The 21,906-nt window shown below is 63.0% G+C and carries 17 protein-coding genes; 9 read left to right on the top strand and 8 right to left on the bottom strand.

What is annotated here, in order from left to right; all coding sequences use genetic code 11:
- Positions 1 to 62 precede the first annotated feature (62 nt).
- From AC2444_RS01130 to AC2444_RS01150, 5 genes are all read right to left on the bottom strand, one after another.
- A complete protein-coding gene (locus AC2444_RS01130; protein WP_012755962.1) occupies positions 63 to 863 on the bottom strand; it encodes a TIGR02186 family protein in 801 nt (266 codons plus the stop codon).
- A complete protein-coding gene (locus AC2444_RS01135; RefSeq protein WP_003556284.1) occupies positions 863 to 1,786 on the bottom strand; it encodes a sulfite exporter TauE/SafE family protein in 924 nt (307 codons plus the stop codon). The genes AC2444_RS01130 and AC2444_RS01135 overlap by 1 nt, the downstream gene beginning before the upstream one ends.
- Before the next feature lie 314 nt (positions 1,787 to 2,100).
- Positions 2,101 to 5,892 (bottom strand): peptidoglycan-binding protein, encoded by a 3,792-nt coding sequence (locus AC2444_RS01140; protein WP_012755963.1) that lies wholly within the window; start codon positions 5,890 to 5,892, stop codon positions 2,101 to 2,103.
- A gap of 326 nt (positions 5,893 to 6,218) precedes the next feature.
- Entirely contained in the window at positions 6,219 to 6,584 is a 366-nt protein-coding gene (locus tag AC2444_RS01145) for a VOC family protein (RefSeq protein ID WP_012755964.1), read from the bottom strand.
- Between the two features lie 86 nt (positions 6,585 to 6,670).
- Entirely contained in the window at positions 6,671 to 7,372 is a 702-nt protein-coding gene (locus AC2444_RS01150; RefSeq protein WP_012755965.1) for an SDR family NAD(P)-dependent oxidoreductase, read from the bottom strand.
- Between the two features lie 270 nt (positions 7,373 to 7,642).
- Here AC2444_RS01150 and AC2444_RS01155 point away from each other — a divergent pair, with 270 nt between their 5' ends.
- The 6 genes from AC2444_RS01155 (at position 7,643) to AC2444_RS01180 (ending at position 14,574) form a co-directional block, all read left to right on the top strand.
- Positions 7,643 to 9,439: an acyl-CoA dehydrogenase C-terminal domain-containing protein gene (locus AC2444_RS01155; protein WP_012755966.1), complete on the top strand. Its 1,797-nt coding sequence runs from the start codon at positions 7,643 to 7,645 to the stop codon at positions 9,437 to 9,439.
- Positions 9,440 to 9,578: 139 nt separating this feature from the next.
- On the top strand, positions 9,579 to 10,787 hold the full coding sequence (locus AC2444_RS01160) for an acetyl-CoA C-acetyltransferase (protein ID WP_012755967.1): 1,209 nt from the start codon (positions 9,579 to 9,581) through the stop codon (positions 10,785 to 10,787).
- A 2-nt stretch (positions 10,788 to 10,789) separates the two neighbouring features.
- Positions 10,790 to 11,173 (top strand): cupin domain-containing protein, encoded by a 384-nt coding sequence (locus tag AC2444_RS01165; protein ID WP_012755968.1) that lies wholly within the window; start codon positions 10,790 to 10,792, stop codon positions 11,171 to 11,173.
- A 16-nt stretch (positions 11,174 to 11,189) separates the two neighbouring features.
- Positions 11,190 to 13,403, top strand: a complete 2,214-nt coding sequence (locus tag AC2444_RS01170) for a 3-hydroxyacyl-CoA dehydrogenase NAD-binding domain-containing protein (RefSeq protein ID WP_012755969.1) — start codon at positions 11,190 to 11,192, stop codon at positions 13,401 to 13,403.
- Positions 13,404 to 13,519: 116 nt separating this feature from the next.
- Complete coding sequence (locus AC2444_RS01175; RefSeq protein ID WP_012755970.1) at positions 13,520 to 14,083, top strand: YdeI/OmpD-associated family protein; 564 nt, start codon at positions 13,520 to 13,522, stop codon at positions 14,081 to 14,083.
- 281 nt (positions 14,084 to 14,364) lie between these two features.
- A complete protein-coding gene (locus tag AC2444_RS01180; protein WP_003545273.1) occupies positions 14,365 to 14,574 on the top strand; it encodes a cold-shock protein in 210 nt (69 codons plus the stop codon).
- Between the two features lie 190 nt (positions 14,575 to 14,764).
- Here AC2444_RS01180 and AC2444_RS01185 read toward each other — a convergent pair whose 3' ends face one another.
- Positions 14,765 to 15,256 carry a MarR family winged helix-turn-helix transcriptional regulator gene (locus AC2444_RS01185; protein ID WP_128449659.1) on the bottom strand — a complete coding sequence of 164 codons (492 nt, stop codon included), beginning with the start codon at positions 15,254 to 15,256 and terminating at the stop codon, positions 14,765 to 14,767.
- A 58-nt stretch (positions 15,257 to 15,314) separates the two neighbouring features.
- On the opposite strand from AC2444_RS01185, the gene AC2444_RS01190 reads away from it, so the two are divergent.
- Positions 15,315 to 15,719, top strand: coding sequence for a GFA family protein (locus AC2444_RS01190; RefSeq protein ID WP_012755972.1), 405 nt, complete (start codon positions 15,315 to 15,317; stop codon positions 15,717 to 15,719).
- Between the two features lie 93 nt (positions 15,720 to 15,812).
- Positions 15,813 to 16,256: a YybH family protein gene (locus AC2444_RS01195; protein WP_012755973.1), complete on the top strand. Its 444-nt coding sequence runs from the start codon at positions 15,813 to 15,815 to the stop codon at positions 16,254 to 16,256.
- Between the two features lie 9 nt (positions 16,257 to 16,265).
- On the opposite strand, the gene AC2444_RS01200 is transcribed toward AC2444_RS01195, so the two are convergent.
- The gene (locus AC2444_RS01200; RefSeq protein ID WP_012755974.1) at positions 16,266 to 17,468 is read right to left on the bottom strand and encodes an MFS transporter; all 1,203 of its coding nucleotides are present in this window, start codon (positions 17,466 to 17,468) and stop codon (positions 16,266 to 16,268) included.
- A gap of 137 nt (positions 17,469 to 17,605) precedes the next feature.
- On the opposite strand from AC2444_RS01200, the gene AC2444_RS01205 reads away from it, so the two are divergent.
- Positions 17,606 to 18,163 carry a TetR/AcrR family transcriptional regulator gene (locus tag AC2444_RS01205; protein WP_128449660.1) on the top strand — a complete coding sequence of 186 codons (558 nt, stop codon included), beginning with the start codon at positions 17,606 to 17,608 and terminating at the stop codon, positions 18,161 to 18,163.
- A gap of 111 nt (positions 18,164 to 18,274) precedes the next feature.
- Here AC2444_RS01205 and AC2444_RS01210 read toward each other — a convergent pair whose 3' ends face one another.
- On the bottom strand, positions 18,275 to 21,799 hold the full coding sequence (locus AC2444_RS01210; RefSeq protein WP_012755976.1) for a PAS domain-containing hybrid sensor histidine kinase/response regulator: 3,525 nt from the start codon (positions 21,797 to 21,799) through the stop codon (positions 18,275 to 18,277).
- Positions 21,800 to 21,906: the final 107 nt, after the last annotated feature.

Genomic DNA, 21,906 nt, shown 5'->3' on the forward strand with positions numbered 1-21,906 from the left:
TCGCGCTCAGCGTCTTTCCGAGCCTAGTTTCGGGAAGAAATCCTGAGCGCCTTGGCTGTGGATCAGTCCTTGCGGAAGATCAGGCTGGCACCCCAGCCGGTGATCACGGCGAGCAGCACGGCCGCAAAGCCGTAGAGGATCGGCTGATCATGCGCCGCATCGGTGATCGTCTGCTCGATGCCGGTCTTGATGACCCGCAGCGGCAGCGATTTCTCGGTCACGAAAAGGCCGCTCTTGAACAGATAGGCGCGCACGCTGTGCACCCCGTTCGGAATGTTTGCCGGCAGGCGCAGGCTGGCCTTGAAGAGGTTGGAGGAAACGAACCGTACGCCGCTCGGGTTGCGGTCATAGAGCCCGCCGCCCTGCTGCAGCCGCCGGAAGGCCTCGCGGAACTCGCCGAGATTGCTGCCGTCGCCGACGAAGCCGACCGGCGTCAGCGGAATGTGGTCGATGCCGATCCCCTGATCGGTCAGGTCAAGCGGCGTCACGATGTCGTCGATCATGCGCGAACTCGACATCGAATAGGAGTGCGGCACCGCTTCGAAGGTCATCGAGCGGGTGTTCACCCAGATGCCGAAGACGCGTTCCTTCTTGCGCACCGTCGCATCCTCGCGCGGGCCTTCCAGCACTACGACCACGTCATATTGGCCGACAGCGAGCAGCAGTTGGTCGGTGTTCGAGAGCGCTCCGAAGATGGTCAGATCCGCGCCGTGGAAATCCGAGGTGATGGCGATTTCGCTGGTCGACGTGCCGATCTCCAGCCCTTCACGCACCGCTTCCGTTGCCTGCCCCGGCAGCCACTGCGCTCCGGCAGAGGCCGGCAGCAGGCAAAGCAACGCGATGAAAGCGGCAGCCAGGCGCATCAATTGCCCGCTCCCATCACCACCGAATAGACGTCGGCCGGCGTCACCACCAGGGCGATCGCAAGACGCACGCCGACGGCAAGCACCAGCAGGCCGAGCAGGGCGCGCAGCTGCTCGCCGCGCAGCTTCTGGCCGACCCGCACGCCGTATTGCGCCCCAATGACACCCGCCACCATCAGGATGAAGGCAAGCACGATGTCGACGGAAAAGTTCGTCGCTGCCTGTACGATCGTCGTATAGGCGGTCACGAAAATGATCTGGAACAGCGAGGTGCCGACGACGACGTTGGTCGGGATACGCAGCAGGTAGATCATCGCCGGCACCATGATGAAGCCGCCGCCGACACCCATGATCGAGGTGAGGATGCCGATTGCAAAGCCGAGTGCGACGATCGGAATGACGCTGAGATAGATCTTCGATTTCTTGAAGCGCACCTTCAGCGGCAGCTTGTGCACCCAGTGCTGGTGGCCGGGCTTGCGCGGTGCGGGCGGCTCGTTGCGCGCTGCCCGCCGCATGGCATTGATGCTTTCGAGCAGCATCAGTCCGCCGACGGTGCCGAGGAAGACGACATACATCAGCGAGATGATCAGATCGAGCTGGCCGATGGCGCGCAGCAGCGAGAAGATCCAGATGCCGACCGTCGCACCGGTAAGACCGCCGACCAGCAGCACCGTGCCGAGCTTGACGTCGAGCGAGCCGCGCCGGAAATGCGTGATCGCGCCCGATATCGACGACGCCACAACCTGGTTGGCGCCGGTCGCGACCGCGACGACGGGCGGGATGTTGTAGAAGATCAACAGCGGGGTGATGAGAAAGCCGCCGCCGACGCCGAACATTCCAGACAGGAATCCGACGGCCGCCCCCATGCCGAGAATGATGAAAATGTTCACCGACAATTCTGCGATGGGCAGATAGATTGTCACAGCCGACCCCGAATGATGACCGCTCCTGCCGGGCGGTTTCTTGTCACGTCCCCGTTCGAATGCGCACCATACTGTGAAATCGTTGCCAGAGGCTTTCGATCGGCCCCATGATTAGCCATAGAGATTGGCGGAGAGATCGGTGGCAGAGGATTCGCCGAATGCGCGGATCGATATGTCCGGCATAATCCGGCTTTTTTCAGGTTTTGTGACAGGCGACGGCAAAATTGGAAAAAGCCTTGCGGCATAGTGCCGCCAGGCGTTTTTCATTGCCCGGAAGAAAGGGTCGAGACGATCCCGCGTCGATGCGACGCGCCTCAGATCGCTTTGCCGGCCTGCTTGTTGCGTTCGAGCAGCGCCTTCACGGTCGCATCGGTCACCTTGCCGTCCGGCTCCTGGCCGACCGACTTCTGGAAGTTCTTGATCGCGGTCACGGTCTTCGCGCCCATTTCGCCGTCCGGCACGCCGGCGTCGAAGCCGTTATTGTTGAGGATCGCCTGGATGTTGCGGACCGCCTTCTTCATGTCGACGCTCGCCGTCTTCGCGCCGGTGCCGGCCCATTCGTCGGGGATGTCGATGGCGTTCGTGCGGTGGTCGACCGGCTCCGGTTTCCAGAGATCGGCCTTGGCGCGCGCCCGTTCGAGCTGGTCGGGTTTCATGGCTTTGGCCACTTCGTCGCGCTTCTGCGCCGCATCCTTGTCGCCGCCCTTGGCGGCGATCGCAAACCACTTGTAGGACTCTTCGAGATCCGCCGGGACCCCGTTGCCGCGGGCGCAGAGGATGGCCAGGTTGAACTGGCTGTCGGTGATGCCGAGGTTCGCTGCCTTGGTGAACCACGCGGCGGCCGTCGCATAATCCTGCTGGCCAAGCGCGCCGGAGGCGTAGAGCACGGCGAGATTGTGCATGGCGCTGGCATTGCCCTGGTTGGCCGCCTGTTCGTAGAAGCCCTTCGCCTTGGTGATGTCGCGTTCGACGCCGTTGCCCTTCTCGTACATGCTGCCGAGCCGGTATTGCGCGGGCGCAAAGCCCTTATCCGCCGCAAGCTGGTACCAGCTCGCCGCCTGCTTCTGATCGACCGTCATGCCGTTGCGGCCGTCCGAATAACGCGCGCCGATCTCGAACAGCGCCAGCGTATCGCCGCTGCTCGCCGCATCGGCAAGCGATTTCGGCTGGACGGTGTCGGGAATGGTGATGGCCGGTGCGGGTGCCGCCGCAGCCGGGGCGTTCGGAACGAAGCCCGATGTCTCCTGTGCCGCGCCCGACGGACCGGGAGGGGCAAGGGTCGCAGCCCCTTCGCCGTCAAGCGGCGCCACGTCGGTCAGATGCTCGCCGGCGTCAGGTGGGGTTGCTTCCGGCTGAGCCTGTTCGGCGGCGGGCGGTACAGCTTCCGCTGCCGGAGCGGTCGTTCCGAGAGCGGCGGCATCCGGCTGGGCAGGTGTCGCTTCAGGCAAGGGCGGCGCCGGGTTTTCCGCAGCACCCGTCAGCGCCGAGACTTCGGCTGGCGGCTGCGGCGCGCGCTCGCCGCTCGTCAGCGTTCGGGCGAGCGGAAAGGCCATGATGGCGAGCAGCACGGCGCCGACGGCCAGCAGGATCGGCCGCCGGTAGCGCGAAAAGGCGCTGGTCTTGCCCGTCTTGTCGGAAGTCTTGCCGGCCTTGTCGGCGTTCGCGCCCTTTTTCTCGGCCTTAACGGCTGCCTGCTTCGGATTGGCATCCACCTCCATCGCAGCCGCCTGTGCCGCACGGCGCGCAGCAGCGATGTAATCGGCGCGATCGGTTTCGCCGGCAGGCTTGCCGCGTGCCGCACTCTGGCTGGCGCGAACCCGTTCAAGGATCTTCTTCACGTCAGGCGCGCCCGAGCCCGGCTCGAGCAGTTCGTTTGCCGCATCCGTCGGCACCACGTCGGTGGGATCGATCGACGGCGCGGGGTCGATCATCGGACGCTCGGTCGCCCTGCTCTCGGCTTTCTTGCCGGGCAGCAGCCGCTTGCCGAGGCTGGCGAGCAGGCTGGCCTTCGCCGGGGCCTGTGCCCGTGCGGCTGTCGCAACTTCCGTCGTCCTGGTCGCGGCTTCGATGGCGATCGCGCTCGTTCCGCTCATGGCGGTGGCTTGCGCCGGGGCGGCAGGTTCGGCGGCGACCTCGGCCGTGCGAATAACAGGAGAAGCCTTCGCTGTCTGGGCAGTGGCCGGCGTCCTGTTCAGCTCGGCTTCGGCCACCATCAGGGCATAGGGATCGACATCGAAATCGACGTCGGCGACCGGCATCTGGGCGAGCGGCCGGCCGCGATCTTCCATGCCGTCGAGCCGATCGGCGATATGCACCAGCGTCTCGTGCAGCGCCTGGAAAGTCTTGTGCGTGCGTTCCTCGCTGTCGCGGCTGAGATCCTCGAGGTGGCGCAGATCCTCGGCCAGCGCCGTCAGCGCCGACATGTCGGCGGCCGGCATGACACCCTGCGGGCCGCCATGACGCGAATAGGCTTCGACCACGGCCTCTGCCGCCTGGCGTGCGGCCTCGATGATATATTCGTCGCTCGTCGCCATATAGTCTTCGATCGCGCCCATGCGCTGGTCGAATTCGGGGGGTATTACAGCGCTCTCGCGCGGCGCGCTCATCAGCGCCGACAGATTGGCGATCTGGTCTTCGAGGTTCTTCAGCGCCCGCGGATCGGTCGGCGCTGCCGATGTGCTTTCCTCCAGGCGGGCGGCAATGTCGCTCAGCCGTCCTTCGAGACGCAGGAAGGCGCTGTCGTCGGCTACAGCAGCAGGCGCCGGCGCCTGCTGCTGATGGGCCATCTCGTCGATACGCCGGGCAAGATGGTCGAGCCGCTGCGCCAGCACGTCGTTGACGGCGCCGTTCTCAAGCGCGTCGATCTTGCGGGAAATGTCGGAAAGCGTGCCGGTGAGGTCGGCCTGCGGCGCCGTCTCCTGCGTGCGCTCCAGCAGATAGGAGAGATGTTCCAGCCGTTCGTCGAGCCGCGACGTCGCTTCCGCCTTCGTCATCTCCTCGACGCGTCCCGTCAGCGCCTCCAGCCGCATCGCCAGCTCGTCGGCCGGGTTCACGCGGCTGGCCGCATCATGGCTCATCAGGTCGATCTGATCGGCCAGCGCCTCCAGCCGATTTTCCAGCCGCTGCATCAGGCCCGGATCATTCGTGGTGGCCGTGCGCCCGCTTGCCGCGATTGCCCGGCTGATCTCGTCGAGCCGCATATCCATGGCGGCGAACTGTTCGGACATCACCCGGTCGTGCGGCTGGATCATATTGCCGAAATGCTCCATCGCCGTGGCGATCGAGATCAGCTTGTCTTCCAGCGCCCGAACGGCCGGGCTCTCGCCCATGCCGCCGATATGGCGCTTGATGTCGTCGAGCCGATAGGCGAGCGAAACGAGCTCTTCCTGCAGCCCCTCGGTATCGAGCGCCGCAAGCCGGTTTTCGAAACCGTCCCAGCGGTTTTCCATATGGCGCAGCGAATCCTCGCGCGCCAGCCCGTCCATCAGCGAGCGCAGCTCTTCGAAATCCTCGCGAAGGCCGGTGGCCTCCGGTGCGACGGAGCGGCCGGTCAGTTGGGTGATGCTCTGGGCAAGGCGGCCCATATCGGCGCGCATGTCGTCGGCGAAACGGCCGTCTCCGGCATTTGTTTTGATTTCGCGCAGCTCGGCGCGCAACGCGTTCATCTCGCGGGTGACGCCCTCGGAAATGTCGCGCTTCAGGTCCTGCCGCAGGTTGACGAGCGCCTGGGCGATCTCCGTCATCGTGTCGTTGCCGGCGCGCAAGGCCGGCGCCGGCACTGGGGCAGCGGCGCGAGGCGCAGGTTCACGAAGCTGCGGGGCCTGTTCGCGTGCATAAGGCCGCTCGCGGCTAGCTTCAAGCGCGCGCTGGCGTTGACGGATTTCGGCGAGCGGATCCGGCCGCGGCTCGGGCGGGGCCTTTGCGGGCCGGGGAGCATGGGAAGCGGCATAAGGATCGCGCTCGGCCGCTGCCGTGCGTGGCCGCTGTTCGCGCCCGCTGCCCATCAGCCCTTCGATGCGCGCCTCCAGCCCTTCGATCGTGCGGTTCAGCGCATCGAGCGAGGTCCTGTCGGACTGTCGGGAAGGATTTGATCGCGATCCGTTCATCTTCTTGCTCGCTTCGACTGCTCGACCCCTCGTCAGAGCTCGATCTTTGGCTTTTCGTCTGCTGCCCGCTTTACGCGGACCTGAGCGCACCATTCATAAGACGATAGTCAATTAGACTTTCCTCAAGCTGAACGATGTAGCGGCATCCTAAGGGAACGCGAGACTGGGAAAAGGAATGCGGATCGCTACTGCTCAATCCGCACCTTTCACGAAACGTGGTAAACAAGCCGTTAATGTCGATGGGAATTTTTTAACGTTTGTGTTCAAAACGCCGTTTTTGGCGGCAATTGCCCCCGGACGCGTCACATCGAATGGCGACGCTGCGCTCAGGCGGGCCTGGGATATTGCAGCTCGATTTTCACGCCTTCGGGGCCATAGACGAAGACCTGGCCGAGATCGGTGTCGGGAATATCGTAATATTCGTAGCGATAGCCGGTCGCCTTGATGCGTTCCAGCGCCGGCTCGAATTCGTAAAGGCTGAAGGCGACGTGGTTGAAGATGCCGGGCGGAAAATCGGTGCTGCGTGATGTCAGGCTGAGATGAATGACCGGGCACTCGTCGAGATAGAGCCAATGGCCGGGCGAGGCGAAGGGTGGCCGATAGCCTTCCCTGACGCCGAGCAAGGTTTCCAGAAAACCGATCATGACGGGGGCATCACGGGTTTCGATGGTGACGTGGTCCAGGCGCGGCATTGGTGTCCTCCCAGCCAGCATTGACGGCAAAGTCTAGCCTGTTTGAAGCCGCCGCGAAAGTTGCTGTATCCGTCTATAGCAAGAGCTCAGAAGCTCTCCGTCCAGGGCCGGACTTCCACCTCCAGCGACCATGCGCTGCGGTGCTGGCGAAGCACGTCGATATAGGTCTGGGCGATGGCCTCCGGCAGCAGCGTGCCATCCGGCTTCTCCACCCGGTCCGGCCGGATCTGCGAGCGCACCGCGCCGTCGATGACGAAATGCGCGACATGGATGCCCATCGGCCCGAGTTCGCGGGCTGCACTCTGGGCAAGGCCGCGCAACGCGAACTTGCCCATCGCGAAGGGGGCTGATTGCGCAAAGCCCTTCACGCTTGCCGACGCGCCGGTGATCAGAATGGCGCCGCGGCCGCGCGGGATCATCCGCCGCGCTGCCTGCTGCACCACCAGGAAACCGCCGAAAGCGGAGGTCGCAATCGCCTTCTCGACATCGGCGGGATCGAGTTCTGCGAGCGGGCCGCGCTGACGAGCGCTGGCATTGAAGATCACCACGTCAGGCCCGCCGATTGCGGCGGCAGCCTCTTCGAAGAGTGCTGCGACGCTCGCAGGTTGCGAGACATCTGTTGTAAAGGCGCTGGCGCCGGTCTCTTCGATGAGCCCTTGCAGTTTCTCGATATTGCGGGCGGCGAGCCCGACCTTGACGCCCTGCGCCGACAATTGCCGGGCAAGCGATGCGCTGATGCCGGAGCCCGCGCCGACGATCAGCGCACTCTCATAGGGAAAGTCGGTCATGATGTCTTCCTCGATGAATCGTCCGAAAGACTTAGGAAGTCCGAACGACTTGCGCTACTGCCCGGCGGTGACTCCGTTGCGATGGACAAGCAAGATGAGATGGCGTTTGCTCCTTTCGGCGCTTTATGGCCCGCGGATTCATGCTCTCGAATTTTTTCAAGAAAAGACGGCACAAGTGCGGACTTTGACGTTTACGCAAACGTCAATATTTTGTAAGACAGTGCCCAAGGCCGGCGCGATCCGGTCAGTCGAATGGGAGGAATTTGAGAGATGCCAGTCTACAAGGCCCCGGTGAACGATACGCTCTTCGTCTTGAACGACGTGCTGGGTCTCGAACGCTACAACAATCTGCCGGGTTTTGCCGATGCGACCCCCGATATGATCGAAGCAATCCTCGGTGAGGCCGGAAGGGTTGCCGAGGAAGCTCTCTTTCCGTTGAACTATTCCGGCGATCAGGAAGGCTGCACGCGCCACGACGATGCCAGCGTCTCGACGCCGAAGGGCTTCAAAGAGGCTTATAAAGCCTATCGCGAAGGCGGCTGGATCGGCCTTGCGGTGCCGGAGGAATTCGGCGGGCAGGGGCTTCCCTATACGCTGCATACCGCCGTCGGCGAATATACCTCCGCCGCCAACATGTCGCTGATGATGTATCCAGGCCTGACACAGGGCGCGATCGCCGCACTCCTCGTCCACGGCTCCGACGAGCAGAAGGCCACCTATCTGCCGAAGATGGTGGACGGCACGTGGTCCGGCACCATGAACCTCACCGAGCCGCATTGCGGCACCGATCTCGGCATGCTGCGCACCAAGGCGGTGCCGCAGGCTGACGGCAGTTACAAGATCTCCGGCCAGAAGATCTTCATCTCCGCCGGCGAGCACGACCTGACCGGCAATATCATTCATCTGGTGCTGGCCCGCATCGAGGGTGCGCCCGAGGGCACCAAGGGCATTTCGCTCTTCATCGTTCCGAAATTTCTCGTCGGCAAGGACGGCGCACCGGGCGCCCGCAACGCTGTCTCCTGCGGCGCCATCGAGCACAAGATGGGCATCCACGCCAACGCCACCTGCGTGATGAATTACGACGAGGCGACCGGCTTCCTGATCGGCGCCGAAAACCGCGGCCTCAACGCCATGTTCGTGATGATGAACGAGGCCCGCCTGATGGTCGGCCTGCAGGGCATCGCCATTTCCGAGATCGCCTATCAGAACGCCGCCAGCTACGCCCGCGACCGCATCCAGGGCCGCTCGCTGTCCGGCCCCAAGGCGCCCGACAAGAAGGCCGATCCAATCATCGTCCATCCGGACATTCGCCGCACACTGATGACCATCCGCGCCTTCAACGAGGCCGGCCGCGCCTTCCTGCTCTGGACCGCGCTGAAGTCCGATATCGCTCACCGCGCCAGCGACGAGAAGGAGCGCCAGACGGCCGACGATATTCTCGGCCTCGTCACCCCGATCCTTAAGGGCGTGATGACCGACAAGGGCTTCGATCATGCCGTCATGGCCCAGCAGGTCTTCGGCGGCCACGGCTATATCGAAGAGCACGGCATGAGCCAGTATGTGCGCGATGCCCGCATCGCCATGATCTATGAGGGCGCCAACGGCATTCAGGCGCTCGATCTTGTCGGCCGCAAGCTGGCGCTGAACGGCGGCCGCGCCGCGATGGCCCTCTTCAAGGAGATCGGCGATTTCTGCGAGGAGAACCGCGGCAACGAAAAGCTCTCCTTCTTCACCAAGCATCTGAAGAAGGGCTTGAACGATGCCCAGGGCGCGACCATGTGGTTCATGCAGAATGCCATGGCCAAACCCGACAATGCCGGCGCCGGCTCGACCGACTACATGCACCTCTTCGGCCTCGTCATTCTCGGCTATATGTGGGCGAAGATGGCCAAGGCCGCCGAGGACGGCCTTGCATCCGGCGATGCCGCCCGCGAGGAGTACCTGAAGAACAAGCTGGTCACCGCCCGCTTCTTCATGGAACGCCTGATGCCGGAAACCGCGCTTCGCAAGGCCCGCATCGAAGCCGGCGCCGACACGATGATGGAACTGGCCGCCGAAGCGTTTTGATTGTGTCCCTCTTCTCCCCAGCGGGGGTCCGAAGGACGGGTCGAGACCGGTGGCTCGACCCAGGCAGAGGTGGCCCGCTGGGGAGAAGAGGGAAGAACGAAATTCACCGGCGCCGCCGCGCCGTCAGGGAGATGAGACAATGACCGAGGTTTTCATTTACGACCACGTGCGTACGCCGCGCGGCCGCGGCAAGAAGGACGGCGCCCTGCATGAGGTGCCCTCCGTTCGCCTCGCGGCAAAGACGCTGGAAGCGATCCGCGACCGCAACGGGCTCGACACGGCCACGGTCGACGACATCATCATGGGCTGCGTCGATCCGGTCATGGATGCCGGCGCCGTCATCCCCAAGGCCGCCGCCTTCGAAGCCGGTTACTCCACCAAGGCACCCGGCATGCAGATCTCCCGCTTCTGCGCCTCCGGCCTCGATGCCGTCAATTTCGGCGCCGGCAAGATCGCCCAAGGCGCCGACGATATTGTCATTGCCGGCGGCGTCGAAAGCATGTCCCGCGTCGGCCTCGGCATGTCCGGCGGCGCCTGGTTCATGGACCCTTCTGTGAATTTTCCGGCCTATTTCATGCCGCAAGGTGTCTCGGCCGATCTGATCGCCACCAAATACGGCTTCAGCAGAACCGATGTCGACGCTTATGCGGTCGAGAGCCAGAAGCGTGCCGCCCATGCCTGGGAAAAGGGCTGGTTCGACAAGTCGGTCATCCCGGTCAAGGACCAGAACGGCCTGACGATCCTGGCAAAGGATGAGCATATGCGTCCCGGCACCGATATGCAGGCGCTCGCCTCCCTCAATCCGTCCTTCCAGATGCCCGGCGAGATGGGCGGCTTCGAGGCCGTCGGCATCCAGGCCCATCCGGAGATCGAGCGCATCAACTATGTCCACCATGCCGGCAATTCCTCCGGCATCGTCGATGGCGCCAGTGTCGTCCTGCTCGGCTCCAAAGCCGGCGGTCAGAGCATGGGCAAGAAGCCGCGCGCCCGCATCAAGGCTTTCGCCAACATCGGCTCCGATCCGGCCCTGATGCTGACCGGGCCCGTCGACGTCACAGAGAAGCTGTTGAAACGATCAGGCATGAGCCTTTCCGACATCGACCTCTTCGAACTGAACGAGGCCTTCGCTGCCGTGGTGCTGCGCTACATGCAGGCATTCGACATCGACCATGACAGGATCAACGTCAATGGCGGCGCCATCGCCATGGGCCATCCGCTCGGCGCCACCGGCGCGATGATCCTCGGCACGGTGCTGGACGAGCTTGAACGCCGCGACCTCAACACCGCGTTGGTGACCCTCTGCATCGGCGCCGGCATGGGCACGGCAACGGTTATCGAGAGGGTCTGACGATGGGCTTCAACACCGGCACGATCGAAACCGAATATGCCGAGGTCAGCGAGCACTGGTCGCCCCGCGTCATCGCCGATCTCAACGGCCAGAGCGTCAAGCTCGCCAAGGTTAGGGGCCAGCTCGCCTGGCATTCCCACCGCGACGAAGACGAGCTTTTCCTCATCTGGAAGGGAGCGCTGACCATCGAATATCGCGACCGCCCGCATGTGCATCTCAAGAGTGGCGATTTTCATGTCGTGCCAAGGGGTGTCGAGCATAATCCTGTTGCTGAGGAGGAATGCTGGATCGTGCTTTTCGAGCCGTCGCTGACCAAGCACACCGGCGATGTCGTCACCGAAAAGACGAAGACCTTAGACGCGCAGCGCAGCCATTTGCCGGCCTGATCGGGGAGGAAACCCAATGACCTACACCAATTTCACGCTCGAAACCGACGCCGATGGCATCGCTCTCGTCACCTGGGACATGCCTGGCAAATCGATGAACGTCTTCACCGCCGAGGTGATGGCCGAACTCGACGCCATCATCGACGCTACGACCGCCGATGCCGCCGTCAAGGGTGTCGTCTTCACTTCGGGCAAGTCCTCCTTCTCCGGCGGCGCCGATCTGTCGATGATCAAGTCGATGTTCAGTTCTTATCAGGAGGAGAAGGCAAAGAGCCCCGAGACGGCGGTGCAGAACCTCTTCGGTCTGGTCGGCCGCATGAGTGGCCTGTTCCGCAAGCTCGAAATATCGGGCAAGCCCTGGGTGTCCGCCATCAACGGCACCTGCATGGGCGGCGCTTTCGAACTGTCGCTCGCCTGCCACGGCCGCGTCGCCTCCAATGCCAAGAGCGTCAAGATCGCGCTGCCCGAAGTGAAGGTCGGTATCTTCCCCGGCGCCGGCGGCACGCAGCGTGTGCCGCGGCTGGCGAACGCCCAGGATGCGCTGCAGATGATGACGACCGGCCAGTCGCTGACCGGCTCCCGCGCCAAGGCGATGAACCTCGTGCACCAGGTGGTCGAGCCGGATCAGCTCATCCCCGCCGCCAAGCAGATGATCAAGGATGGCCTGAAGCCGGTCGCCCCCTGGGACGAGAAGGGCTTCAAGGCGCCCGGCGGCGGCATCTGGACGCCGGCTTCCGCCCAGCTCTGGCCGGCAGCTCCGGCAATCCTGCGCCGGGAAACATCGGGCAATTATCCGGCGGCACTCGCCATTTTGAAATGCGTCTATGAAGGTCTGCAGGTGCCTTTCGACACCGGCCTGAAGATCGAGCAGCGTTATTTCACCGAGGTGCTGCAGACCCGCGAAGCCTTCTCGATGATCCGTTCGCTGTTCATCTCCATGCAGGAGCTCGGAAAAGGCGCCCGCCGCCCGGCGGGTCATGCGAAGACCGAGCTGAAACATGTCGGCGTCGTCGGCGCCGGCTTCATGGGCGCCTCGATCGCTTATGTCACCGCCGCCGCCGGCATTCCGGTGACGTTGATCGACCGCGACATCGAAGCGGCGACCAAGGGCAAGACCGTCTCCGAAGGCCTGGTCAAGGATTCTATCGGTAAGGGGCGTCTTACGCAAGATGAGGCAGCCGCATTGCTCTCCCGCATCACCCCCTCGGCAGATTATGCCGACCTCGCCAATGCCGATCTCGTCATCGAGGCGGTGTTCGAGGATCGCGAGGTGAAGAAAGCGGTCATCGAGGCGGTCGAAGCCGTGCTGCCGGAAGGCGCGATCTTCGCCTCCAATACCTCGACCCTGCCGATCTCAGGTCTCGCCAAGAATTCGAAACGCCCGGCCGATTTCATCGGCATCCACTTCTTCTCCCCTGTCGAGAAGATGATGCTGACCGAGGTCATCCTCGGAAGCGACACCGGCGACAAAGCGCTGGCCGTCGCTCTCGATTATGTTGCAGCCATCAGGAAGACGCCGATCGTCGTCAACGACACCCGCGGCTTCTTCGTCAATCGCTGCGTGCTGCGTTACATGTCGGAAAGCTACGATATGCTGATCGAGGGCGTGCCGCCTGTCATGATCGAGAACGCCGCCAAGATGGCCGGCATGCCGGTCGGTCCCTTGGCGCTGAACGACGAGGTCGCCATCGACCTCTCGCTGAAGATCCTCAAGGCGACGGTCGCCGATCTCGGCGAAAAAGCCATCGACCCCAGGCATATGGATCTCATCTCCAGTATGGTGGAAAAGGAGGGTCGTTTCGGCCGCAAGAATTCCAAGGGCTTCTACGACTACCCGCCGAAACCGGCGAAGAAGTCCCTCTGGCCCGACCTCAAGTCCTTCTATCCGCAGAAGCAGGCAGATGAGGTTGATGTCAACGTCCTCAAACAGCGTTTCCTCGTCACCATCGCGCTGGAAGCTGCCCGCACAGTCGAGGAAGGCATCGTCACCGATCCGCGCGAGGCGGATGTCGGCTCGATCCTGGGCTTTGGCTTCGCGCCCTATACCGGCGGGGCGCTGAGCTATATCGACGGGATGGGTGCGAAGGCTTTCGTGGAATTGGCGGAAAAGTTAGCAGGTACTTACGGAAAACACTTCAAGCCGACGCCGCTGCTGAAGGACATGGCCGCCAAGGGCGAGACGTTTTACGGTCGGTTCGACCCCTATGCGAAGGTGGGGAAGGCGGCTTAGGCCGTCTTTGAGTCGTGCAGCTCTTGTCGGGTTTCAAACGTTGAATGGGGCAGGTGGCGATGGCAATCTGAACCGTAAGCAACCCGCGCCTCGCTGTCACCCGGATCGGACCGCCCATGCAACCGTCAACCGACATCCTCGCCTTCGCCGATCCGATGGAGTGGGAATCCTGGCTCTGCCTGCATCACGCGGCATCGACCGGCGCCTGGCTGAAGATCGGTAAGAAAAATCCGAAACGAACTCTCATCACCATCGACGAGGCGCTGGATGTGGCGCTCTGTTACGGCTGGATTGACAGCCAGCGCAAGGGGTTTGACGCGCATTCCTACCTGCAGCGTTATTCGCCCCGCCGCGCCAAAAGTTCGTGGTCGAAGCTCAATGTCGATCGGGTCGCAGCACTCGCAGAAACCGGGCGCATGCGGCCCGCGGGCCTTGCCGAAGTCGCTGCCGCCAAAGCCGACGGACGCTGGGCTGTCGCCTACGCTCCGCAGCGCGATGCCGGCCTGCCGGACGATCTGGCGGCGGCGCTCGCTGAGAACGCTGCCGCCGATGCTGCCTTTGCGCGGCTCGACAAGACCGGCCAATATGCAATCGTCCTGCCGCTCCTGAAGGCTACCACCCCGGAAGTCCGGGTTGCCCGCCTCGGCAAGGCGATCACCAGGTTGGCGCAGGCCGAATAGGCGGTATTTCAGCTTCTGCAAAAAAATCTCGCCCTCGGTTTTCCGCGCCGCGCGGCAGGCAAAGACCTGTCCGCGGTGTCTGAAACGTCACCGATTTCCCTGGCTGCGGCCTTGTCACGGACACAATTTCCGATTACATATCCGCGCATCGATCTTGCTAGATGAACTTTGAAACGGCCTCGTGTCGTTCCTGGCGAACTTCCTCCAAAATCGGTTTTCATCGCCGTTCGGCATTTATCCGGGCTGCATTCTTCTATGAACGATTCGAAAAGGATATCGTCATGAGCACAGGTACCGTAAAGTGGTTCAACGCAACCAAGGGCTTCGGCTTCATTCAGCCGGATGACGGCGCAGCCGACGTTTTCGTCCACATCTCTGCCGTTGAACGCGCTGGCATGCGCGATCTCAAGGATGGCCAGAAGCTGTCTTACGAGCTCGTCCGCGACAACAAGTCCGGCAAGATGTCGGCAGACCGCCTCCAGGCGGCCTGAGCCTTCAAGGCTCTAAATATCATCTCCGGATCGTGACCACGGATGTACTGGCGCGGTTCGTTGAGATAGCAGGGAAGGTCGGGTTCACCCGGCCTTTTTTCGTTTCCGGCCGGTTGATGTTGTGCCCTTTCCCAAGAATTGCGTCCGCGACACCCCCCTCTGCCCTGCCGGGCATCTCCCCTTAGCCGCCTTACGCCTCGCCACCTTCCAGCATCTCCATAACCCGCGCCATCACCACCCGTGCCGCATCGAGTTCCGCTGACGTGAAAGCAGCGCCCAGCCCGTCGGCCCATCCGGCTTGCGCGATCTCGATGACGCCGAGCCGCGCCGCCCCTTCTTCCGTCAATCGTACCAGCTTGGCGCGCTGGTGCCGCGGGTTGTCGGCATAGGCGATCAGCCCTTCATTCTCCAGCACATCGGCAAGCCGCTGCACGCCCTGGCGGGCGACGCCGAGCGCACGGGCGATCTGCGCCACCGACATGCCGCCGCGTCGTGCCGCCGCCAGCACTTGCCAGCGCGCGCTGGTTTGTCCTGCCGGCTTTGCCAACTGGTCGCCCGCCGCCGTCAGATGGCCGGCGAGGCGAAGGGCGGTGATCGCAAAAGCGGAAAAGGCATCCCCCTCCATCGTCCGCTCCGGTCGATTTTGTTTGACAACATGTTGTCGATTTTGTATCTGATTCATAATGACAACACATTGTCATATTTGGAGACTGAAGGCAACGCCGAAGCAGGAGAGCGCCATGAAGAAAACCTACAGAGGAAGCTGCCATTGCGGCAAAGTGCACTACCAGGTGGACATGGACCTCGAGGAGGGCACCGGCCGCTGCAATTGTTCGATCTGCGCCAAGCGGCGCTATTGGGGCGCCAACGTCAAGCCGGAGGATTTCCGGCTGATGTGCGACCAGGCGGAAACGTCCGACTATCAGTTCAACACCATGAGCGGTCATCACCGCTTCTGCCGCACCTGCGGTGTGCCGGCCTATGGCGACGGTTATGTCGAACAAATCGGCGGCGCCTATGTCTCGATCAACATCGCCTGCCTTGACGATATCACCCCTGAGGAACTGGCAGCACTGCCTGTCCGTTATGCCGATGGCAGGCACGATGCCTGGTGGAACGAACCGGCGGTGACGAGTTATCTCTGACGCAATTCCAAAAGTGCGCAGTGGTTCTATCGCTGATGTCGGATCGTCGTCCTCCCCTTCGTCCTCTGTCCATAACGGAGAAGGAGAACGACCGTGAAAGACGAAGCGAATGCCAGGATCGAGGAAGAGGCGATCATCGCCATGCTGATGATGCGCGCCAAGGCGCTGGGTGAGAAGAACGCCAGCGACGCGCTTTCCTATGAGGCCGAGGATTCCGTCGAATTTTCGCTGGCGCCGCCGCTCGTCTACCACGGCCAGGACGAAGCGGGTCTGCAGGCCTGGTTCGATACCTGGGAAGGCCCGATCGGCGGCGAGGTGCGCGATGCCAGACTGACCGTTGGCGAGGATGTCGCTTTCTGGAGCGGCCTCACGCGCATGAGCGGGACCAAGACCGACGGCACCGCCGTCGATCTCTGGTTCCGCCAGACCCTCGGTCTCGTCAAGCAGGATGGCCGCTGGCTGGTTGCCCACCAGCACGCCTCGGTGCCCTTCGCCATGGACGGCAGCGGCCGGGCACTGCTCGATCTCAAGCCGTGAACTGCTTTCTCAGGCCGCGCTCTCCGCCACCCTGCGCCGGTCGGCGCGAATGCTCACCATTCCGACGCCCATCAAAAGCAGGATCGCCGTCGCATAGATATCCGTCGTCAATGCGTAGCCGGCCGATTTCGCGAGGAACCCGGCTAGGATCGCCGGCAGGCTGAAGGCGAGGTAGCTCTGGACGTAGAAGGCCGATAGCAGCCCGGCCCGCTCGTCCGGTTTAGCAAGCGGCATGATGGTGCCGATCGAACCGAGGAAATTGGTGCCGAAACCGACGCCGGTGAAAATCGTGCCGACGAGCAGCAGCGGCACATTGGCAAGATGCACGCCGGCAACGACGGTCAGGATGCCGAGCGTCTTGGCCGACACGCCAAAAACCAGATTGGCCGATGCCGTCTTGCTGCGCCTGAGATAGACGGCGATTGCTCCGCTCACCATCAGCGCGGTGACGACGGCCCCGCCCGTCAGCGGCGCCCGGCTGCCGGTCGTGCTGGCGACCAAGGACGGGACCAGCGAGAGATAGAAGCCGGCAAGCGTCCAATTGGCAATGTTGATCGGCGTCACCAGTGAGAGCGGCCGCTTCACCTGCTGGGGAATGGTGACCCGCGGTATCAGCGAGCCGAGAGCCCCCGGCCGCGTGCCGCCGGTCTCGCCTGTCAGCCAGATGGCAGCCGCCTGCAGCGTGAAGGCGACGAGCAGCAGCGCATAGACCAGATGCATCGGGAAGGGCCCGTATTGGATCAGGGCGCTGGTGCCCACTGCCCCCACTGCCATGCCGCAAAGCGGCGCGATCGAATTGACGATCTGTCCCTTTGCCCGGTCGACATCGACGAGCGCCGCTCCGATCGAGGCGCCGGCGATCCCCGTTGCCAGCCCCTGCACGATCCGCGCCGCGATCAGCCAGGCGGGACCGCTCGCGACGACGAAGAGGCCCATCGCGGCGATTTCGAGCACGAGGGCGAAAAAGATCACCGGCTTGCGGCCGAGATGATCCGAGATCGAACCGGCGATCAGCAGCGCCGCCAGCAGCGCGAAGGCGTAGACCGCGAAGATCACCGTGATCAGCACCGGCGAGACGGAAAAACTTTCCTGATAGATCCGGTAGAGCGGCGTCGGCGCCGCGGAGGCGCCGAAGAAGGTGGCGAGCGTCAGCGCATGAAAGCCGATCGAGGGACGCGGCGAATTCTCGGTGGATTTGGCTGCGGCGAACATATATAAGCCCCTTAAAGCTAAACTGTTGCGTTAGCCTAAGTAGAGCGGGGACTTCGTAAAAGCAATTTATTTGCGTTAATAGTTCTATCAAAGATTTTGAACCAACGGTGTCAAAGGGCGAAGGTCGGGTTGCACGCATGACAGTAAAAGAGAACTTCCGTCCGGGCGGCAGAAGCGCCCGGGTTCAGGCATCGGTGCACAAAGCGGTCCGTGAGCTGATGGCCGAGATGAGCCGCGCCGAGGTGACGATCCCGCTGATTGCCGGCAAGGCGGGGGTAACGCCGTCGACCATCTATCGCCGCTGGGGCGACCTGCAGGAGCTTCTCGCCGATGTCGCCGTCGATCGGCTGCGGCCGGATATGCAGCCGATCGATGCCGGCAGCGGCAAGGCCGATCTCGAAACCTGGGCCGAGCAATATGCCGAGGAAATGTCCTCCGGCCCCGGCCGCGAAATGATCCGCGACGTGCTGGCGGCGCAGGCGGGCGCGAATGCCTGTAAATGCGCTGAATTTACCCGCCAACAGGTCGACGTCATCGCCGAGAGGGCCAAGGCTCGCGGCGAGGCCTTTCCGGATGTCGACCGCGTCATGGACCAGGTCGTGGCGCCGATCATGTACCGCATCCTGTTCGGCGATGTGCCGGCGACAGCGCGTGTGCGCGATCTGGTTGCGCGTGTCATGAGCGCGACGGACTAAGAGCAATTCCAGCAAAAGTGTGTAGCGGTTTTGCGTCCGGAATTGCGTGAAAACAAAGAGATAGAGCATCTCCGTGATTCGGAGAAAAACGGAAATGCTCTGAGTTTTCTGTTACTCCGCGGCGGCGCGCTTGAGGCCGGAAATCTGGGTGATATAGGCGCGTAGCGCCGCCGGCCGCACCGGCTTGTGCTGGACGGCGATACCATCTCGCTCGGCCTCGCTGCGCACCTCCGGCGTGCGGTCGGCCGTGATCAGCAAAGCGGGGATATCGGCGCCGAACTGCCGGCGCAGATGCAGGATGGCGGCAATGCCGGTGCCGTCGCCGAGATGATAATCGGCGATGACGATATCAGGTGGTCCCTCCTGGCCGTCGAGGGCGATGACGTCGGCGAGGCAATCCAGCGCCTCCACCTCGCAGCCCCAGCCGCTGATCAAGAGCCGCATGCCTTCGAGGATCTTCGGCTCGTTGTCGATGCAGAGGATCTTCAACCCGCTCAGCGGCTGGCCGGGACGGTCGGCAGGCGTGATTGCCGCCGTGGCCGCGGCCGGGCGCGAGACGTCGAGCGGCATGGCGATACGGAATTCCGTGCCCTTGCCATGCGTCGACTGCAGCTCGACCGGATGGTTGAGCACGCGGGCGATACGGTCAACGATCGACAGGCCGAGCCCGAGGCCGGAGGCGGTTTTCGCGCCTTCGTCCAGCCGCGCGAATTCCTTGAACACGGTGCGGAATTTCGACGGCGGAATGCCGATGCCGGAATCGATGACCTGGATGATCACCTGGTTGCCGCGCCGTCGCGCGCCCACCAGCACCTTGCCTGAAATCGTGTATTTGATGGCGTTGGAGACAAGGTTCTGCACCAGCCGGCGCAGCAGGTTGGGGTCGGAGCGGACCCGCAATGAGGTCGGCATGATCACCAGCTTCAGCTGTTTTTCACGGGCGATCGGCGCGAAATCGGTCTGGATACGCTCCAGCAGGTCGGAGAGCGCGACGGAGGCGAGCCGCGGCCGCATGGCGCCGGTATCGAGCCTGGATATATCGAGCACCGCCCCGAGAATGGTCTCGACCGATTCCAGCGCGGAATCGATGTTGCGCACGATCAGGCTGTTCTCGGATTGCGCCATGCGCTCGACCAATGCCGAGGAATAGAGCCTGGCGGCATTGAGCGGCTGCAGGATATCGTGGCCGGCGGCGGCGAAAAAGCGTGTCTTGCCGATATTCGCCTCATCGGCGGCGGCGCGCGCCTCGCCGAGTTCGCGGTTGACCCGGGTAAGCTCGGCCGTGCGTTCGGCGACGCGCTGCTCCAGCGTTTCATTCGCCTGTTTCAGTGCCTGGTCGGCGCTGACGCGCTGGGTGATGTCGGTGAAGGTGGCAACGATGCCCTTGTCGGGCATGGCGTTGGAGCGCACCTCGATGATCCGCTCGCCGCCGCCGAGCACCAGCGAAAAGGGCTTGTCGAGCGTCAGGAAATGCCGCACCGTCTGGCTGAGATCGCCGGGCGCGATATCGCCGCGCTGGATAAGCGTGGTGACGATATCAGACAAGGGAAAACCGACCTGGCCGGCACTTTCCGGAAGATCCAGCAATTGCCGGAAACGCCGGTTCCAGATCGTCAGCCGATTGGAACTGTCGAAGACCGCAATGCCCTGGTCCATCTGCGAAAGCGCCGTCTGCAGCATGTCCTGGTTATATTGCAGCGCCTCGCTCGCCTGGTCGAGCAGCCAGGCGGTATCGGAAGAGGCATCCTCGATCTTCTGCAGGATCAATGACAGCACCAGCCTGGCCGAGGACGAGCCGATGGCGCTGCCGAGCAGCTGTTCGCTAAAATGGATGAGCGCCATGTCGGCCGGCTGCTCGTCTTCCAGCTTGCGGCCGGAGCTTTGTTCGTAGGTCGTCAACGAGCGCTGCATGCGCTCTTCGCCGAGATAGCGCGAGATCGCCGCCTTGAGATCGCCGACGCTAATGCGGGTCTTCCAGCCGCGCGTGGCAAATTGCGAGCGCGAATGCCGTTTGACGAAGATACCGGCCTGGATGCGCTCCAGCGGCTTGGCGTTGCGGGTGAGCGACCCGACGACGAAGAAAGCGGTGTTGACGAGCAGGCTCATTGCCGTCGCATTGACCAGCGGATCGGCGTCGGGCGCGGTGAACAACGTCGTCCCGGGAAAGATGAAGCCGAGCACGGCGCTCGCCACATAGGAATAGTCGGGGCCGCCGAGCGAGGGCAGGAACAGCAGGTAGATCCAGATGATGAAGCCGGAGGAAAGCCCGAGGATTGCGCCGCGCGCGTTCGCCCGCCGCCAGATCAGCCCGCCGAACAGTGCTGGGGCGATTTGCGCGATCGCGGCAAAGGAAAGAAGGCCGATCGAGGCAAGGCCTGCCGTGCTGTCGGTCGAACGGTAATAGGCATAGCCGAACAGCAGCACGGCGAAAATGGCGCTGCGGCGGATGTTGAGCAACGTCTTGGCGAAATTGTCGCGCAGGCTGGCGCGGCCGGCGAGTTTGCGCCTGAGGAAGATCGGCATGATGATGTCGTTTGACACCATGATCGACAGTGCGACGGAATCGACGATGACCATCGCCGTCGCGGCGGAGAACCCGCCGATGAAGATGATCAGCGAAATGACGGGCATCTGGCCGGCAAGCGGCAGCGACAGCATGTAGAAATCGGCATTGCCGCTGCCGCCGAAGGTCAGCAGCCCGCCGATCGCCACCGGCAGCACGAAGAGATTGATGGCGATGAGATAGCTGGGAAACAGGATGCCTGCGAGTTTCAGCTGTTTCGGGGTTCGGTTTTCGACAACCGTCACGTGGAATTGCCGCGGCAGCAGGATGATCGCAAAGGCCGACAAGATGATCAGGGTGATCCAGCGGCTGATCGGCGTATGGTAGTTGAGCGCCGACATGACCAGCTCATTGTCGACGGTCCTGCGCCAGAGATCGGTCGGACCGTCGAACAGAAACCAGATGACGCAGACGCCGGCCGTCAGGAAAGCGACGAGCTTGACGACGGATTCCATCGAGACGGCGAGGATGAGGCCATCCTGATGCTCTGTCGCATCCGTATGCCGTGTGCCGAACATGATGGCGAAACAGGCAAGCACCAGCGTTGCGACGAGCGGCAGGTCGAGAAAATAGAGATTGCCGCTGCCGATGCCGTAATCGGACGGATTGACCATGGCGCTGACGGTGCTCGAGATCGCCTTGAGCTGCAGCGCGATATAGGGAATGGCGCCGATCAGCGAGATCAGGGCGACGATCGTTGCGACCGTCGGGTTCTTGCCGTAACGGGCGGCGACGAAATCGGCAACCGAGGTGAGCTTCTCCGCCTTGGCAAGCTCGATGATGCGGCGAAGCAGCGGCATGCCGAGCGTGAAGACCAGGATAGGGCCGATATAGATGCCGGCAAATTCCAGGCCGCGCTGCGCCGCAAGCCCGACGCTGCCGAAATAGGTCCAGGAGGTACAATAGATCGCAAGGCTCAGCGCATAGACCACCGGCCATCCGCCTTCCAGCGTGCCCCGGCCGCGGTCGAGCGTACCCGGGCTGCGGTTCTTGCGGTCGCCATAGCTTGCCACGGCGAAAAGCAGGAGCAGATAGCCGAAGGCAGACGCGAATATGACCCAGCCTGGAAGCATTGACCCTCCGCCGGCGGAAAACCCGCCGGGACCTCCCGCAACATGGGTCAGCTTAAGTCATTTCAGACGCTTTGAAAATTCCTGGCCGTCTAGGCCTTAAGTCAAAG

Source organism: Rhizobium sp. WSM1328 (assembly GCF_057653715.1).